Origin of the sequence: Ensifer aridi (assembly GCF_002078505.1) — a bacterium.
Taxonomy (GTDB): Bacteria; Pseudomonadota; Alphaproteobacteria; order Rhizobiales; family Rhizobiaceae; genus Sinorhizobium; species Sinorhizobium aridi.
Genome location: NZ_LUAV01000021.1, coordinates 123,204 through 142,091, shown reverse-complemented (window position 1 = coordinate 142,091; position 18,888 = coordinate 123,204). Strand labels below are relative to the sequence as shown.

Annotated in this window: 8 protein-coding genes and 1 pseudogene; 5 read left to right on the top strand and 4 right to left on the bottom strand. The window is 56.5% G+C overall.

Translation table 11 applies throughout. From position 1 onward, the window contains the following. Positions 1 to 233 precede the first annotated feature (233 nt). A complete protein-coding gene (locus AYK65_RS19015) occupies positions 234 to 1,628 on the bottom strand; it encodes an MATE family efflux transporter (protein WP_172402022.1) in 1,395 nt (464 codons plus the stop codon). Then, the gene (locus AYK65_RS19010) at positions 1,625 to 4,930 is read right to left on the bottom strand and encodes a non-ribosomal peptide synthetase (protein WP_081159527.1); all 3,306 of its coding nucleotides are present in this window, start codon (positions 4,928 to 4,930) and stop codon (positions 1,625 to 1,627) included. The genes AYK65_RS19015 and AYK65_RS19010 overlap by 4 nt, the downstream gene beginning before the upstream one ends. A 731-nt stretch (positions 4,931 to 5,661) precedes the next feature. On the opposite strand from AYK65_RS19010, the gene AYK65_RS19005 reads away from it, so the two are divergent. Together AYK65_RS19005 and AYK65_RS19000 are read left to right on the top strand one after the other, a co-directional pair. After that, a complete protein-coding gene (locus AYK65_RS19005; RefSeq protein ID WP_420810258.1) occupies positions 5,662 to 5,943 on the top strand; it encodes a phosphopantetheine-binding protein in 282 nt (93 codons plus the stop codon). Beyond that, positions 5,944 to 7,152, top strand: coding sequence for a beta-ketoacyl-[acyl-carrier-protein] synthase family protein (locus AYK65_RS19000; protein WP_081159526.1), 1,209 nt, complete (start codon positions 5,944 to 5,946; stop codon positions 7,150 to 7,152). A 994-nt stretch (positions 7,153 to 8,146) separates the two neighbouring features. Here AYK65_RS19000 and AYK65_RS18995 read toward each other — a convergent pair. Continuing rightward, positions 8,147 to 10,324, bottom strand: a complete 2,178-nt coding sequence (locus AYK65_RS18995) for a prolyl oligopeptidase family serine peptidase (RefSeq protein WP_081159524.1) — start codon at positions 10,322 to 10,324, stop codon at positions 8,147 to 8,149. A gap of 561 nt (positions 10,325 to 10,885) precedes the next feature. On the opposite strand from AYK65_RS18995, the pseudogene AYK65_RS18990 reads away from it, so the two are divergent. Beyond that, positions 10,886 to 11,097: pseudogene (locus AYK65_RS18990) on the top strand (transposase domain-containing protein); the annotation flags it as partial. Positions 11,098 to 11,119: 22 nt separating this feature from the next. Here the strand turns inward: AYK65_RS18990 and virD4 are convergent. Then, entirely contained in the window at positions 11,120 to 12,844 is a 1,725-nt protein-coding gene (virD4, locus tag AYK65_RS18985; RefSeq protein WP_081159555.1) for a type IV secretion system ATPase VirD4, read from the bottom strand. A 1,938-nt stretch (positions 12,845 to 14,782) separates the two neighbouring features. Between virD4 and AYK65_RS18975 the strand changes: the two genes are divergently transcribed. Both AYK65_RS18975 and AYK65_RS18970 read left to right on the top strand, forming a co-directional pair. Next, on the top strand, positions 14,783 to 17,377 hold the full coding sequence (locus tag AYK65_RS18975) for a two-component system VirA-like sensor kinase (RefSeq protein WP_081159553.1): 2,595 nt from the start codon (positions 14,783 to 14,785) through the stop codon (positions 17,375 to 17,377). 386 nt (positions 17,378 to 17,763) lie between these two features. Then, on the top strand, positions 17,764 to 18,246 hold the full coding sequence (locus tag AYK65_RS18970; protein WP_244560019.1) for a DUF192 domain-containing protein: 483 nt from the start codon (positions 17,764 to 17,766) through the stop codon (positions 18,244 to 18,246). Positions 18,247 to 18,888: the final 642 nt, after the last annotated feature.

Genomic DNA, 18,888 nt, shown 5'->3' with positions numbered 1-18,888 from the left:
TTGAGATTTCCTTTCGCTCGAGCACAATTGAGTACCGCATGGAAAGTTGCGCTTACGGCTGACTACGGTCGCCGGACGCTGTTTTTCAAGCGGCTTAAGCACTACAGCGCCGCTCGTCTTATCAGACGCGAAAAGGTCGCTGTAGCACTTTGAATTGCTGCATGTTTTTGCCCTTAAAGTGGATACGATTAAAGGAAACATGAAGTAGCAGCCAAGGGTGCGTGACCTCGGATTTAGCGGTGCAGGAGCATTCCTTTGAGGTTGTTGAACTGCTTGACCGCTACAAAGATGGCAAGCAGTCCTGCCAGTAGCTCAGCAGCTGCCTGGCTGATCAATAATCCCGTGAATCCCCAAATACGAGGAAATAGTAGTATGGCTGGTACGAAGAGATATCCTTGCCTTGCGAAGGAAACGACGGCACTCAGGCGTGCTCTCCCGAACGACTGAAGCATAGTTATTACCACGTATTGGACGCCAAACAGCCCGAAAAAGAGATGGAACATAATACAGGTGGAGACAGCGATTTCAGTCACATCCTCGCTGTCGCTGAAAAGGCTGACGATTGGCCGGGCGAAAATCACAACTACAGCAGAAAAGCTGACTGAAAAGGCGCAGACTGTAGAAAGCATGAACGTCGCGGCCTTCTGCACCCGTGCAAAATCCTGTGCTCCCCAACTGAAACCAAGGACCGCCTGTGAGCCGATGCAAAAGCCAACGATCGGGAATGTCCCGATCGTTTGCAATCGTGCGGCTATACCCACAGCGGCAATTGAATTGTCGCCGAATGCGGCAGCAGCCCTGTACAAGAACATAAATGAAGCCGCTGTCAAAATACCGGTGATCGTCGCTGGGGCTCCAACGGCGGCTATCTGCTTTAATCGGTCGCCCCTCAAAGTGATGTAGGAAGCTCGGAAACGGACAATCCCGCGTTGCTTGGCGAAATATACGATGTACATGCTGGTGGCGACGATCTGGGACAACAGTGTTGCCAGCGCCGCGCCGCAAACTCCGAGATCCAGAGTGAAAATCAGAAGCGGATCGAGCAGGGCGTTCAACGTGAAAGCCGTAATCATCGTCCACATGCTGAACCGGGTGTTACCCTCAGCCCGTACGATGAACCCACTGACCATGTTCAACAGGATAAGAGTATAACCAACCAGGAGCGTCGAGGCATATTCGAGCGCGGCTGGCATTATCGTTGGACTGGCGCCGAGCAAAGTGAGAGCGTCGCGCAAGCCGAAAAGGATGGTGACAGTAAGCGTCGTTCCGATCGGAACTACGAGACCGAGTGCCAAGCTCGCACCACGACTTGCTTCCAATGAATTGCCAGCTCCAAGATTGCGGGACACGAATGATGCTGTACCGGCCCCGATCCCCTGCCCTACCGCAGACAGCAGCACCACCAACGGCAAAGCAATGCTCACGGCCGCGATGGCCTGGGGGCCAAGCGTACCGACAAAGATTGCATTCACCGCTTGCTGAATTCCATTGATCGACAAACCGATAATCGACGGAATGGAAAGGCGCATGATGAGGCGGGAAACCTTGCCGTCCAACAAACTAATGTGGTCTGCCGGCGATGCCATGCGTTCGTCTTTGCCTTTGATATGTAGCTCCAACGGCCTCATCTGTTGGCCTCTGCAAACGCATCGACAGAAAGTTGCAGCTCTTCGCGCAAGGTTGTGCAGAGGCTGCGGGTGGATTCGTAGCCCACTTGTCTTGGATCGTATCTCACTTCAATTTGTAGTTTGCCCGACTGGTATCCGACACGAAACCAAAAGAGATAGTTCATAACTGACTGATTCATATCTTCGCCGATCCACAGCGGGTGTGGATCTGTGGATAGCAGGCGGCGCGGATAATGACGTTGGAGTCTCGCTCGATAGTTCACTCCGATCCGGGGTAACGGCAGACGATCGATCCGCTCCCGCACATCGGGATGCCGATTCAAGAACTTCAAAGCCCGGAAACCTATGCCCTTGCGCGGCAGGGCGCTGCGTTGCTGATATATAGAGCGAGCCCGGTCTTGACGAGACTCCGTTCCGGCAACGTATAACGGCAGCGGTACCAGTTCACCGATGTAGCCAATCGTTTGCGACGGATCGATGTCGTCGAATAGACCTCCCCGGGTCGAAGTGAGACTGTCAATCCAGAGCGAGTAATTTCCGAAAGCGCGGCCAAATGCCCCCGAGATAGCCGCGAGTAATATATCAAAATCTTCGCAATGCGCGGACGTCGGCACAATCTTGAGAAGGCGCGCCGTCGTCTCCTCATCGATCCTTAGACGGTATGTGGCCTGATCCTTCCACAGCGGCCTGCAGAATTTCTCATCAATTGGCCCACCGAAGCCTTCATAGTGGAGCCACCTCGCAGTTTCAGCCGAAAATCCCGCCGCACGTGACCCGGCGTCACTTACACGGATATCAAACAACTCATACCGCAGACTCTCCCAATGTTGGAGCTCGGCTGGCGCTTCGCCATGCGCATAATCATTCAATCGGGCGAGCCATTGAGAAAGGGGCGTGGTCCCTGGATCTGCAGCGATTTGCCCTGCAGCAAGCGAGCTATAAGCTTTATCGAGCGCATTCAGGAACAGTCTGTATCCAACCCCGTCTGCTACAAAGTGATGCAGCAGAACAAGCAAATAGTAATCGCCGCTTTCTGATGTCCGGAAGGCTGAGACTTTGACAAGAGGCGTCCGACCGTCAAATCGAAAACTGTGCTGACGCTCAGCACAGGCGCGCTCAATAACCGTGAGTTGTTCTGATGTGGCTACTCCGACAAGGTCTAGTTCCTCTACGGGGCAATCTGCTATTGATCCGATTACCTGAGATAGGCCCCTGTCCGTTTGGCTAATACGGAGCCTCAGTCCTTCCTCCCGCCCGATGACATGCACAAGGGCACGTTCAAGAATGGAAATATTCAAGAGGCCGGCGGGCATGAAGAAAAGATCGCCAATGTTGTAGTGCTCGCCGAGTCCGACGATATGATTCCAATGTGTGACTGCAGGGGTTACCGGCAGCGGTCCCTTGAGGGTCGCACATGTCGCAGCCGGCGCTTGGTGCGTTGCCAGTTGCCGGATCGTCGGTGTCCGGTGCAACTGACCGACCGTCAAGTTTACTCCCGCGTTACGCGCCAGTGTGACGCACCGTACACTCAGAAGCGAATTTCCGCCGACGTCAAAGAAGCTGTCATCAATGCCGATAGCTCTGGTGCCCAACAGCTCTTGCCAAATCGCGGCGAGGAGTTGCTCCCTTTCCGTGCGCGGTTCAGCCGATCTCGCTTTTCGGATCGGGCGGGATGAAATGGAAGACAGACGAGCCCGATCTATTTTCCCGCTGGGTGTGAGCGGCATACGTTCCACCATCCGAAAATCCGACGGCAGCATGTAAGACGGAAGTGCCTGCCGCAGATGAGTTAGAATGTCTCCTGAAGTCAGATTTTCGTGAGTTGGGGCCAGAAGGGAAACGAGCCGCCGATCGTCATCCGCGCCTTCTACCAGAACCGCGGCTCGCGCAACGCCAGGGTAAGATTCAAGCGCCGCTTCAATTTCCTCCAGCTCAATTCTGAAACCCCGAAGCTGAATTTGGTTGTCCGCGAGGTGAGACTCGATCTCTCCAAGTTCGATCCGGTGCCCCCGGAGCTTGATCTGACGATCTCGTTTACCTAGACATTCCAGAAGGCCGTCTGCCCTGATGCGTCCGAGATCGCCGGTCCTGTAGAGGTGTCGATAGGATGGGTGGTCGGAGAACGGGTTTGGCACAAAGGCATCTCTGGTACGATCGCTGTCATTGATGTATCCATCAGCGACACCGACTCCGCTGACATAGATCTCACCGACTTCTCCCGTCTTGCACAGGCGCAATCCACTGGCGACATAAACCTCAAGATTGGAAATCGGCCTGCCGATGGGCACATAGGTGTCAGCTGGGCTGGGTGGGACCGATATCAAATGGTGCGTCACCCCGTCCGCGCATTCTGTCGGGCCGTAGTGATTGAGGATGGGGACTTGAGGATAGAGTGTCAGCCAACTGCGCGCCAAGGCAGGCGTCAGCGGTTCGCCGACCGTGGATACCATGCGTAAGCCACCGAGGAGCCGCTCCTTGGCTGAGAGCGTCTGCAGGTGTTCAACGAATATGGCGAGCACCGATGGAACGAATTGGACGATTGCGACCCGATGTGCCTGCAGTGCTTTAAGTAGGGCCAAGGGAGATCTCAGGGTCGCATCATCTATGATCGCGACACAACTGCCGACACACAATCCTGCCAAAAGCTGCCATAGAGAGATGTCAAAGCCATGAGAGGCAGTCTGTGCGACACAGTCCTGCTCACTAAGTTCGAGCGCATCTATCTTGGCCATCAAATGGTTGTTTAGGCCTGCGCGTCGAACCATCACGCCCTTGGGCGTTCCCGTCGAACCGGGCGTAAACAGAATGTAAGCGAGACGGGGTCCAGCCGAAGATGGCATTGCAGGGGAGAAACGGCTACCGAGTAGCGCCGTCTCCACCGTCATGAATTGTCTGGCGCTTTCGCAGTCCTTCTCAAAAAGACCAAGCGCTTCCGGTCTTTGCCCGATAATCAGAGTGCATCCACTTTGCTTAATCATGAAGGAAAGTCGGGAGGCCGGCAAGGGTGGATCGAGCGGCAAATATGTTGAGCCGCTTTTCAGAATGGCGATTACTGTGGCTGCCCAATTAGAGTTCCGTTCGCCGCAATAGGCCACGACCGCGCCATCCGCGCAGCGCTCCCGTAGGGTGTTTGCGATGGTATCTGACAGCACCCGCAGCTCACCATATGTGAGCTCCTCCGAGCCATGCTGGATCGCAATCCTGTCGGGGGATGATGCCGCAATCTTATCGATAGCCGCGACTACATCGATGAACTGGCTTCCGACAAATTCGGGCTTCGCAGGACGACCTTCGTTAAGCATAAGTCTCCTCTCAGGGCGCGATCACTAGGTCACGGTCGGGAGGCCGTGACGCGTCGCGACGAGAGGTTTCAAAACTCGTGCCAATTACGCAAAGAGGCGCTCAGGCAAGAATGAAGCGCAATATCAACCGTTTAAATGAGGAGCAGGAACCAGGTCGAACTACAGTTGTCGCTGACTCTACAAACAGACAGCGGTGCCGGTTACGCACGTTTCTGAGGAATAGCGGTCAGGAGAGTGTGACCCGGCAACATTTCGAGCAATTTTCGCGCTGTCTCGGATCCTGGCGCGCCCCAAGACCCAGCGCGGGCAAAGAGGTTTCCGGCCCTTTGCACCATCGGCATCGATGCGCTACCAGCACTCTGCCGCAGGAAGCAAGGGACGGAAGCAATGGCGGGATGGCAGGTCCGAGAGGCGAGCTTACAAGCAAGACTCACGCGTGCCGATTCGGCTTTTTGTTTGGATGCTCGCCGCATGCACTGGATCGGTAGCTTCTGCAGCGCGCCGCACTACCTTTTCAAGGGTAAATCTCCGAGCAAACAAGTGTTCAGTATATTGATCACATGAATGCGATCTATCCAAACAATCTATTTTCCAAATCTTAGTCGATGGCGCATATAAAACGTACTTAACATACAAGTGCTTTTCAATGAATTTTGCTCTCTATACCAAAATCAAAGCATGTCCATTCCTGTTCGAACAGTATTAACACGACCTTGAGATCGAAACGTATAATGGAAGGAACCGGTGTGTCCGATCAACTCGTTGAAGAGGTTATAGCTACAATCAGGAAGCGCGCCGGGGCAGCTACATCGGCGGATTGCGAAGAAATAACAGTCGCTACGGAACTAACCTCGCTCGGCCTTGATTCACTCGACCTGGCGGATCTTCTCTGGGACCTCGAGGAAGCCAATAACGTTGAGATCCACATGAACATAACGGATGCCTGGTCAAATCTTCATACCGTCGGCGATTTGGTGGAATCCCTGCGTACCTTAATGGCAAAGGTGTCTTGAATGGATAAACGCGTCGTCATAACCGGGGTCGGCGGGCTATGCGCCCTCGGCAGCAATGCGGCCTCCATTTGGCGAGGCATGTGTGCTGGCATTTCCGCCATCGGGCCGATCTCCAATGCCGAGCTTTATGAGCTAGACGGCATTATCGGTGCCGAGATCAAAGCACTGCCGGAGCACGACATCTGTAAAAAGCAACTCGCCTCGATGGATCGTTTCAGCCTACTTGCTGTGCTCGCTGCCCGTGAGGCGGTAGAGCAGGCGGGGCTTTCCTGTGACGAATGGAATGCCGATCGCTGTGGTGCAACTGTTGGCGTCGGCATTTGTGGCTCCGCGGCAGTTGAGGAAAATTACCGCGCCCTGCTTTTGGACGGCGCCATGCGGACCGGGATCCTCACTGTTCCAAGAGTGATGCCTGGTGCCGCTGCGGGCCAAGTTAGCATCCATCTGGGCCTGCGCGGGCCAGTTTTCGGCGTCACTGCCGCGTGCGCCTCGGCCAACAATGCAATCGCCTCGGCGGTGGACCTGATCAGGCTCGGCCGAGCCGACGTCATGATTGCCGGGGGTAGCGATGCACCGCTCGTATGGGGTGTACTAAAATCATGGGAAGCGTTGCGCGTTCTTGCACCGGACACTTGCCGCCCCTTCTCTGCCGACAGAAAGGGCGTGGTACTTGGAGAGGGTGCTGGCATGGCTGTGCTGGAAAGCTATCAACATGCTAAAGCGCGCGGTGCAACGATCCTGGCTGAGATCGCCGGCATTGGCCTTTCGGCGGACGCCTTCCATATTGTTGCACCGATTGCCGAAGGGCCTGAGGCTGCGATTCGTCAGTGCCTTCAAGACGCCGGGCTGAATGCCGATGATGTCGACTATCTCAACGCACACGGCACCGGCACCAGAGCGAATGATGAGGTTGAGACGGCGGCGATCAAGCGGGTTTTTGGGGATCATACTCGCTCGATGTCGGTCTCGTCCACCAAATCCATGCATGGACATTGTCTCGGTGCAGCAAGCGCGCTCGAAATGATTGCCTGTGTGATGGCTATCCGCGATGGGATTGTCCCACCCACGGCAAACTACAATGAGCATGATCCAAAATGCGATCTCGACGTCACGCCAAATGTGCCACGCGAACGAGAGGTTCGAGTAGCGTTAAGCAACGCGTTCGCCATGGGAGGCACAAACGCGGTTCTGGCATTCAGACAGGTGTAGCAGCGGCGCGTCATGCCGTGCCCGGTTAACGGCTCCTGTTCTGCCTCGATCGTTAAGACGCGCTCCGGTTCCAACGCCGGCTGATCTCTGAACACAGCGGTGGGGTGAAGCTGACGCCCGGTGAGCTCTTGAGACCTGAATGTCTTTGCCGACCGTCCTACAAACGCAAAGAGGCTAAGATACCATGGTCGACAGGACTTTCCGGAAACAAACACTAGTTGCCTCGATAATGCGACAAGATCCGAAACCTGCATCATCCAAATCAGTTCGGGGCCCGTATCCCACAATGGGCGGTCAATGTGGCGCCGGTAGGTTCAGAAGTCTGCCTGCCCGTCTGGATGCCTTTCGAGGTATTCCTCTGGCCTTTCCGAAAGAACGTACCCCTCCGAGGAGGGCCGCCTTGCTAAGATGGCCTAAAGGCAGCAAGTCCTAGTGCAAGCACTTCTCTATTCGGCGGTTGTGGTCAAGCGCTTTCGAGCTTCGCGTTCCCCGGCGTTAAGATGGTCTTGGCGGGTTCTCTTCGGGATCGGCACCGTGGCCCTCCCACGATGGGATCGCAAGAATGAAGCGCTCCAATCTAGGAGACGTCCTGACCGCAACTGATGCGACCGGCCCAGTGTGCTTGCAACGATCTCACCCCATCCCTCGTCCCGCGAAGGACATCAATACCGCCCCGGGGCGGAATATCCTCACCTCCTTTGTTCGGTCTCGACGACGCCAGGCTCGGCGCGGAGCCGTCAATCAGCGCAGCGTTGAGCCGGCCAAGACCTTCTTTTCTGCTCCAGGAAAACTCCGTTTCGTCACACATGCGATGCATGATCACCGCCAGCCGGCGGGCTGGGGCCAGGCCCGGGGGCGAGCTGTTGGCGAACGGCGGGGTTTGTCGGCGCATCTGGTGCAGATTTTCGGTTCCACCCGTCGTGCGCGGCAAGTCCGCCCTCGCGGCCGGCTTCATCTTGCTCAAATCGGCCCGCACGGCCTAAGGCTTACGGATTCATGTGTTGTCCATGAGCTTTTGGGACAGGTAGGTGTATTCGAGCGCGTAGCGGCGGGCTCGTTCCTGCAGGTTGGCGGCGCCGGTGTGACCGCCCTGAATATTTTCGTAATAGTAGAAGGGCAGCCCCATATCTTCAAACAAGGCGGCCATCTTGCGCGCGTGCGCCGGACCGACGCGGTCATCCTTGGTCGATGTCCCAAAGAACGGTTCGGGATAAGCCACGCCCGCCCTGACATTATGATAAGGCGAGATCGAGCGCAGGAAGGCGCCTTCGACTGGGTCGTCTGGATTGCCATATTCGCCCTGCCAAGAGGCTCCTGCCGACATGTGCGTGAAATTGACCATGTCGAGAAGCGGCACCTGGATCACGACCGCGTTCCACAGATCGGGGCGCTCGGTCAATTGGACGCCCATGAGCAGGCCGCCGTTCGAGCCTCCCATGATCCCAAGATGCGGTGTCGAGGTGACCTTCCTTGCGATCAGATCCTGCGCCACGGCCTGGAAGTCGTCAAAAGCGCGCCGACGATGGGTCTTCAATGCAGCTTCGTGCCATTTCGGTCCGAATTCGCCGCCGCCGCGAATATTGGCGAGCGCGAAGGCACCGCCCTTTTCCAGCCATAGCTTGCCAATCGCCGGCGAATAGTTGGGCAACACTGGAACTCCGAACCCGCCATAGGCGTAGAGGATGGTCGGGCTCGTGCCGTCCAACTTGACGTCCCTGCGCGCGACGAGGAAATACGGAACTTTCGTGGCATCCTTGGAGGTCGCAAAGAACTGCTGGACTTGCAGGCCTTCGGCATCGAAGCGTTCCGGGGCCGACCTGATCTTCTCGACTTTGCCGCTTGCAGCATCGGCGCGAAACAGGGTCGAAGGTTCAAGGAACCCGTTTGAGAAGACGAACAGTTGATCACTCTCATTGTCGCTGGACGTCACCGACAGGGTCGAATTTTCCGGCAGGGCCACCTTGAAGGACGACCAGCCGCCTTTGCCGAAATTGAAGCTGCGCACCTCGCCGCTGACATTCGACAGGATCGACAGCACGAGACGGTTCTTGGTTTGAGTAATCCTTTTGACAGACTGATGCTCGTTTGGCATGAACAGCACAAGCGGTTCGACGTGCGCTGGATCGGCGAGCGCCGCCTTGAGATCGAAAGCGATAATCGCGCCATTGTGGAAAACGGTGCCCTTGGCCGAGGTCCAGTCCGACTTCAACCGATAGATTGCCTGGCCCTTGTAGTAGCCGTCAAAAGTGGCCGTGGTCGGGAGGGGCAGGACCACCTTTTGGGTGTCTGTGTTGCCGTTCGGGTAGAAGGCTCGCTCAGCATTGAAGAAGTCGAGGCCGCGATAGGAGGTGTCCATCACATAATTGCCGTCGAGGTCGCGCAGCACGCCGCGCCGAGCCGAGACGTCCTTCTTGTCGCCGCGGAAGATCTCGACCGCCTGATCCAGGCTCTGGCCGCGCTTCAGCACCTTGGTGACGTAGGCGTAGCCGGAAGCGGTCACTTCCTCCGGCGTCCATTCCCGGGTCACATAGATGGTGTTCTCGTCCACCCAGGTCGCCGACTGCTTGCATTCGGGCAGGACGAAGCCGTCCTTGATGAATTCACCCTTGGCAACGTCGAACTCGCGCACCACATCGGCGTCCTTGCCGCCATCGGACAGGCGGATCAGGCAGAGATTATTGGCGGGGGGCAGGCAGTCCCCGCCTTTGAACACCCAGGTCTTTCCCTCGGCCTTGGACAGCGCATCGATATCGAGAATGGTGCGCCATTGCGGGTCGCCGGACCTGTAGGATTCCCAGGTCGTACGTCGCCACAGGCCCTGCACGTGCGTGCCGTCCTGCCAGAAGTTATCGATCATCCCGCCGTGCGCGAACCGGGGCGAAGCGATACGATCGGTGGCCTGTAGGAGATTCAGAATGTCGGCCTGGTATTCGCTGTAGCGAGGATCTTTCGACAGCTTGTCAACGGTCGACAGGTTACGCGTTTTGACCCAGGCCATCGCCTTGTCGCCGTCGATCTCGTTCAGATAGGCGCGAGGATCGGCGGCATGCTCGGGAGCCTGGTTGGGGTTGGAATCGATCGCCTTGGCGACCGTGGTCATCTGGGCAGAACGCGTCTTGGTGGTCACGGTAGCAGGGCCGTCATCAAGCTGGTTCACAAATGTAGCTCGCATGTTTCGCCTTTCGAAAGCCTGACCTGTCGAAGCGTTAAAACCGCTTCGCCCCTCTTCCCGGCAAGAGGTGTGCCAGTCAGATACATTTAAAGGGAACATTAAATTTCAACGGCTTGTTCGAGCCAGTGGGAAGTGCAAGCCCCACTGATGTCAGACAATGTCGGACATGCGACAGAGCGGTATTGAGGCTATCAGCCAAACAGGCTAATTTCACCAGGCACGGTATTTGTTTCGTTCTCCTTAAAAGTGTCATTGAAGGCTTTGCCACATGTTGATCGGCAACGTCAGTATTGTGCGCCATCGCTTTTCCGGAACTCGTAGTCGCACTTGCGGACTTGGCGCTGCGGCGATGGCAGCTCACGAAGAGGAATGTGATGACGAGCGGCTCCTTCTCCTCACGAGACAGGTATCACCTCAACAAGCCGCTTTGTCATGGGACGATCTCCAGATGTATTCGGCTTTGCGCTGGATCTGTGGAGGGTGAAGAGGCGCTACCGCTTCGAGCTGATGATAGAACGGGGTCTGCGAGAACAGCCACAAGCGCATCAGGCAAGGAAGCGCAGCATGAGCAGAAAGTCGTGGCTCTTTGCCGGCTCTGATCGTGGTGCCGATCGTGCGGCCTTCATCGACGCTGATCATGAGCGCCAAGCTTAACGACGTCGATCCGCAGGCATGGCTTGCCGACGTGCTCGCTCGCATTGATCACCAGGCTCGAGCAATTGCTCCCGTGGAATTGGCAGCCACCGAAGTCCCTACAACATCAGGCTGCCTAACCTGCGGCCCTGGCCGGACGGTTTACGAGAGAACCTGGTTGACTGCTGTTGCTGCGGGCATCGCGCATGGTCTGTGATCCTCTTCCGACATCGTCAAGCATGCTGGCTCCGGAAGGCCTCCAGTTTGGCTTTCAAAGATGCGCTTCAGGATTCGATCGGAATAGTATCGCACCTTTTGCAGTTTTAGTGGTGGCTGTCCCTTGATAAGGACTATCTGGCATTCGTCATCCAGCAGGCGCACCTGTTCGGGTCGCAATAGCGGTGCCCCTTGACCTGAAATCTGAATATTGCGATCGAGGCCTCGACCGTGGGAAATTGAGCGAGCTTGAAACGTATAGTCACCGATAGCTTTCGAAATATAAGCCGGCGTCTCGTCATCGGCCGTGGCCATGAAGACCTGCAGACCAGTATTGCTGAGGAAGTTTTGCTTGCCGGCCTCATCGTATGTGCCCGTCAGGGACGAAAGGCTCTGGATGATGAACATAAAGCGGCCCTTGTAGCCCGCGATGGTCGTAATGGCTGTCTCAATCGTCTCCAGCTTGCCCAAGTGCTTGAATTCATCGAGCAGGAATAGCACCTCGTGCTTCTCATCCTTTTCAGGCAGCGAGCGCTGTAAAACAGATACGATCTGCTGAAACAGTAGGCGCATCAGTGGCGCGAGCACCTCGAGATCGTTTGGACTGACGCAAAGATAAATGCAAGTTCTTCGACGGCGCAGATCATAGATTGAGAAGTCTGATCGGCTTGTCGCCGCTTTAACCAGCGGATCTGCCCACAGGTTGAGCCCTCCGTCGCCTAGCACTGAAGTGTAAGAGGTCAGGATTTTCGTGTCGTTGCCCGCCATGTTATCGAAGATTTGCTGAGCCTCTTTGTTCTGGGTTTCCGCCGCGAGCCGCGCGAAAAGCTTATATTTCTCCCCCGGCTGAGCATAAAGGTCGTAAACGGCTCCGATTGTTGGCGTGCCACGTTCAATGCAGGCCAGTACACCGGCGACAAAAAGATCTCGTGCGCCGTTGATGAAACCTTCCGCGCCCTCCCCCTTGGCCGTAATGAGGTTCGCCGCCAAGCGACGCGCCTCTATGAACTGCCGCTCTGGAGACAGGGTCATGATATCCAGGAGAGGATTGTAGCAGTTCGTCCGGCGCTCCGGGTCCAGCGGTGTGAATTTGAACACATGATCGCCACCGGCTTTACGTGCTCTGGAGGTGAGCTCAAATAGCTCCCCCTTAACATCCAGTGCGATCACCGATCCTGTGAACGTAAGTAGCGTTGGAATGACGACGCCCACGCCTTTGCCAGCGCGGGTCGGTGCAACAACGAGGCTGTGAGGCTGCTCCCCGTTGGTCAGGTAATATCCAGGCCAAGAAGGGCGGCTGGTCTTCCCAAATACCGGGCCGCTGATGCGACTGTATCGTTGGAGATAGCCCGCGCGCCGCATTTCGTCCAATCCAGCCCAGCGCGCCGTGCCGTAATGTTCGCGATCGGCCGGGCATACGGTTCGCTGGATTAGCAGAACGAGGCCAGACGTAACGACGACAACAGCCAAGCCTCGATAGAAGGCGGGGGTTGTGTTACCCAAATAGAAAGGCGTCTCGTACCAAAAGGCGAGGATGTCGAATGTCATCATCGCTTCACTGCTGAATCCGTGGCGAAATGTTGCGTACAGACTCGCCGTACAAAAACCTGCAGCCAGTGAACACATGATGCTTAGAATTAAGCTTGAAGCCGCATTCTTGCCTGAAGTCATTGATCCACCGTATGGGTCGAGCGATTGCATGACGGGCCCCAATCCCAACCACGACGCCTTCGTGAAGAGAAGAAGATTCCGCCTAATATAGGTTACCGCGTGTAACGAAATATAAGCAAGAACATATGTAAATCATTTTGTTACAAATGTAATTGGGCAGTGCGATCTTTGTAATTCAAAACTCGTGTTTGCGAAATAAATGCAAATAGAAAGGCGAGTCTGTTTCGTCTTCACTTCCGCTGGACGGAGGAAAATGGATTCTTTGACCTGTTGTTCTATCCAGTGAGGAAAAGGCAAGACGACATGCCACGGCGACGGCCCGCCATCAAATGTGAGCCTCTCACCGCGAAAGAGAACACCGATCCGACATGTCTCCGACACGAATGGACCATCGACCTTCAGTATGGTTTGCAGTCGATCCCGGAGGCCGAAATCTGCCTGCGCGCTCCCTACTCATGACCTCTTATCGCAGCACGTACTCAGTGATAGAAAATTTCGAAAGGACCCGAATTCTCTCAGCCCGCGCATCGACGGCAGAATCCAATAACCTGGAAGTTCCGGCTCGGGAGCCAACGCAGTTTTAATTAAGGAAGTCGATGCTTCGGCAGGCTCGTAGGTTTGGATTTGACGCCTCACGGAGAACTACAACTGTAACGCAATATCCGTTTAGCGGGTCACTCTTCGATGTTAGCCTTGGAGCTGTAGAAACAACGTCGGAGTGTGACCAATGGAACGCGAAAGACAGCGGAGACGTGTCGAGGGCAATTCAGTCCGAGATGGCGGCAGTGCCGAACGGAACACTCACTTTCCAAACGACCTGGTGGCCGAGGTAGCAAGCCGTCTACCTACCCACGACACAGCTGAAACGGCAAATAACCTAACGAATTTCGAGCTAACGAGCCGCTCAACACGAGAGGCGGTTCAGGCAAGCCCAGTGGGACAGTTTCACGGGCGGATCAACCAGCTCGGCAGCGCAGCCAGGGCGTTGCACGACAGGGCCGTGGCCGAGGTCGCGCTGGACGAAGGCCCGGCAGACCGTATGTTCGCACAGGCTGTAGCTCCCGTAATTGCGCCAACATTCAAATTTCAGACTCCTGAGAGAAAAACAGCCGCCGTCGATCGCATTCTGGACATTGATCCCCCGAGAGTTCAAGCAATGGCGCTCTCCAAGGTAGGAGACTACCTAGGTGACCTGGACAGTGGAAATAGAGATCGTCTCGTTAATCGGGCAGTTCAGTTGGTCACAGATCCGCCAGATCTACCCACCCAGCACAATGCTGCCCGTGCCCTTTTAAAAGGATACCACCACTTGAGCGCAGAGCAACAGGCGCAACTGCCAGTCGACCACTTGCAGAGCGTCAGTGCGCTTCCCGGTGTAGAGCCGCTTGCACCGTCTGCAGCTCGACATGCGGCAGAGCCGTCGCTTTCAAATCTGGACCGTAGGATCGAGGAGGCTCGCGCTCAAGCTCTTGGGCACGCAGGAGGTCAGGGACCCATTTCTCGAGCGGAACTGAGCGAGATGCGTCCGACCGCAGAGCGCCTCAACAGGGCCGACAATGACGCACGTGCGGATCTAGCATCTTCGTCGAGAAGCAGAGAACGCTCAAACTGGGGGCGATGAGCTTTATAGCGGGTCACGTTCACCGTGTAAGCGCTATTTGCGCGTAAAGCTCATTATTGCATGTCAAGCACCTCTGGCTGAAACAGAGCGAAAAGTGCCCAGATATTCAGCACCACAGGGGTGCAGATTCCCGTGGCGCCGAACGTCCGCTCGAATGTCCAAGGGAAATAGAGTGTCATTCGTCGCCAGATGCAATTCCTTCGAGCCCCAGTAAGGCGGGCAACTTTCCGTGGCCCCACCCGAACGTGCGGCGTTCGATGCCGCAAGGCTATGGCGTATCGTCGCGGGCACGCGATGTCTGCTGAATGGAGGCCACAGTGGCTTTCCTAACGCAGCAGTGGCCGTTCACCCACCAGATTGAAACTGAGCTGATCTTCGAGGCCCGGTGTTCGGAGAGGGCGAAAAACGCGGATGGTTTTTCGCCGTCCCCAAGGGAGAAAAGGCTCAGTGCCATCCTTATTATCCTAATGTTGGTGCTTGTGACTTTGTTGTTTGCGGTGCTGGGGATAACACGCTGGCAGGACGAACAGACCAGCCAAACTATCCTAAGTGAGCTCGAGAAAATTCAGGTCAATTGTGCATTACTGCAACGTGACGTCCTCCGCGCCCGTGCCGGCACCCCGGGAGATTACCAACCTCTTCCCGCCACCATAGGGGCTCTGCGGAAGAGCGTGATAAAGCTAGAGCCGTTATTTGAAAGGGCGGCTCTTGAGAGCGCCGGTGACCTCTCCCACCTGCTCAGGCAGGTAAAGTCTTCAGTCGAAAGGACTGACGCGGCCGTGGCAGCTATGGGCGCGCAAAACGTGATCTTGCAAGCTTCTCTCAGTAGCTTCGTCCAGTCGCTGAGCTTGCTTGCGAAGTTGCCGTCGGAAACCGACGTTTCTGGTACTACACTGCCTCTCGAACTGGGCAACCTGATCCTGCAGTTTTCGCTGAGGCCGAGCTCGAGCCTTGCGTCACGGATCGATCAATATCTCGAGCGGCTTCAGGCGACGACGGGCGAGGACGAAGCCATTAAACATTCGCTTGCTCGCCATGGCCGAGTTATCCTTTCCTTGCTGCCGCAGGTGAACGACGCTGTAAACGCGATCGCGTCATCCGACACTATCGACAAAGCTGCAGAACTGGAGCGCGAATATCTGAAAGGCTACAGCTTGCTCCATGTGAGTGAGCAGCGGGCACGTGTTTTCCTAGGCGTGATTTCTATATGCCTTTGCTTCTGTATAATCGCGCTAGTCTCCAGGCTGCGTCTGCAGACGGATCGATTGGCAAGGCGCTTGGAATTTCAAGCAGCAACCAGGGAGATTGGGGCTTGCTTCGAAGGTCGTGCGGCAACAGAGGCTTCGCTAACCTCCTCTACCCAAGGGGCACTGCGAGTTGTCCAGCGCTTTTTCAATGCTGATCAGTGCGCGCTCGCACTGGTCGACGTGAGTGCCGGGTGTGTTGCCGAGTGTTTTGCCGCCAATGCTCCTGCGCCTACCTGGAATGATGCTTGGCTTCTTGAAGTCGCTTCTCTTGCCCAGGCGGAGGAGCGCAAGCCCGTGTTTCGCCTGTTTCCAGCGCAAAACGGTGGCTGCTTTGCTGAATGTACACCGGGGCTTTGTCAGCTGCTTGTCTTCAAGGTCTCAGATCCACTCATGGCGGTTTGTTGCCTTCTCTACGAGGGAGGCGGTTTCCAGCCCTCTTTTAGTGAGATCCAACTTCTTGAGTGCGCGGCTGCCCGTGTCTGCAACTACCTGGATCTTCAACGTAGGCAGACCGAATGCGTCCTGCTGGAGAAGCGGTTGGAGCATGCGGAACGGCTGAAAGCCGTCGGCACACTTGCAGGTGGTATCGCGCATGAATTCAACAACATACTAGGGGCTATCCTCGGCTACGCCGAGATGGCCCACAGTCTCCTGCGTCGCCCCTCAAGAACTCGAGGTTACATCGACCAAATCATCTCGGCAGGCGACAGAGCGAGGCTGATTATCGATCAGATTTTGGCGCTGAGCCGAAACCGGGAACGTGTGATCAAGCCCTTCGACGTCTCCGAGGTAGTGATGGATCTAGCTCCGTTGCTGCGCATAGCGCTTCGAGCGGATGTAAAGCTGAATTTCAAAATTGACGAGAAGCAAACAGTCATCGAAGGGAGCCCACTCGAGATACAGCAGATCCTGATGAACCTCTGCAAAAACGGCTCAGAGGCGTTCACCGATGAAGGCTGCATTGAGGTCAGCGTTTCTCGCGCTGTTGTCTGTCAATCGAAAATACTTGCTTATGGCGATCTGCCACCTGGGAACTATGTCCTCCTGTCCGTGGCAGACACCGGCGAAGGCATCGCTGAAGCCGTACTTCCACATATTTTTGAGCCCTTTTTCACCACGCGCTCTCGCATCGGCGGAACGGGACTCGGTCTCGCTGCGGTGCACGGTCATGTGAGCGCACTTGCGGGGTACATTGACGTTAGCTCAACTATTGGGCGCGGTACGCGCTTCGACATCTACCTACCAGCCTCTCCGAAGGAGCCAGTCAGTCCTGCTTGTTTTTTTGGTGCTTCTAATACACCCCTTGGCAACGGAGAGATCATCGCCATAGTAGAGCCCGATCCAACGGCGCTGGAGTTGTATGAGGACAGGATTGCCGCCTTGGGCTTTGAGCCAGTCGGGTTCAAGACATTTGAGAGTCTTTGCGACTGGATTTTGAGGGGGAAAATAGCCGATCTCATTGTGGCGGACCGTTCGTCTTTTCTTCTGCATCAATGCGTGGACGCCGTTCAAGCGGCCCTCAAGACAGTGCCCGTCATCCTGGTCGGAGGAGCTAACCTTAACATGCCACTCACGGGCGGCGATCAAGCCTGCGCTCTTGCGCTGCATAAGCCGGTGTCATCCAGGACCTTGGCGTATGCAATTCGCACGAGGATTAAAACGTGATGTGGGTAGATGCGCACACCTGCTGCGGAGTAAGGATGGTGACGCACCTGACCGAGGTCATGCGGCGCAGATGTGCGGACCCAGCAGCACCAGCTAGTGTCACTGGACGCACCAGCGCTGGCGCGTGGAGCGGCAGCAAGTTCTCGAACGAAACGACCAGGTCGCCGACGCTTGCTCAGAGTGCCGAACGGCGCAGGTGTCGACCAACTGGCCATGCGACGGCGCGCCGGGATGGGTGGCTTCGCCCGGTGCTCTTCATGTGGCGGCACGTGCATCACGGATCGCCTCAGTTAGGGACTTTGGGGATGATTGGCAACGGCGGCCGAGCCCACCCGCATCCATCGTCCTTGGCGTGCCGACCATAGTCCGGAGATCCTTCCATGCCCTTGCTGAATCTCGCCGCGCTGGCGGCCTTCACCATCAACGCTCAAACGGTCGTTGCCGGAGACCCGCTGCTGCTCCCGCCCGACCCGGCGGCTCTATCGGTCGAGACCAAATCGGGCGAGCAACGCTTCTCGATAGAAGTGGCGGACGAGCCTGCAGAATGGCGGCGCGGATTGATGTTCCGCACGACGATGGCCGACGATCATGGAATGCTGTTCGTTTTTGAGGACAGCCAGCCACGCTGTTTCACGATGCAGAACACGGCCATTCCGCTCGATCTCCTGTTTGTCGGCGAAGATGGAAAGATACGTGCGATCGAAAAGGGTCGACCCTTCTCTACAATGCTCATGTCGCCGGCGGTTGATGCGCATTTTGTAGTGGAGTTGAAAGCCGGAACCGCGCAGACCACCGGGATCCAGATCGGCGAGCGGCTCCGCCACCCGCTCATTGACAGAGTCGCCAACCACAGCCGCCGAGGTTTCTAGCGGTTGGGACCACCGGCGATTGCGATTGAAACCGCGGCAGTGAGCGGTGTCCGCTACGGTCATCTACGGGGTGAAGCCCCTGGGTTGCCGAGAGGAGGTACGTGAGGTCTGTCGAGCCAACCGGTGAAACGCGGGCACGTTGGAAAACCAGGGGCGCCTGGCGAAGCTGTCCGCAAGAATCCGGGCCCGATCTTCAAAGTCCGTGCGCCGACGCCGCTACGGTCCGGTCAGCAAAACTACATCTTCCATTGACGCTGCTCTCGCGCTCTTATGTTCGATCTTGCGAGCGTGAGTTCTCGGCAGCCTCACCTGAGCGGTTGAGGACTGGAGGGTATTCGCGCTGAGTGAGTGATCAAGTTCGTCTCGTAAGCGAGCGCTCAACAAGAAAATTAAGCGCCAACCCATAAACGTTTGTTTTCGCGAGGTGTCTGGCGACCGGCGGCCGAGGCGGTTCACGGGCGCTCACACGGGCGCGCGTCCCGGGTTCCGAGCAGCAGCGAGGGAGCCAAGCCAGCGGCGCGATTCAGGCAGGAGATCCCCCGCATCGGTCGCGGCGCCGTTGGTCGTGAGCTTATGAGCTTACGATATACACCTAGAGCGATCGCCTACCGCCCGCGCGCCAAAGCTGCTGATGACGTGTGC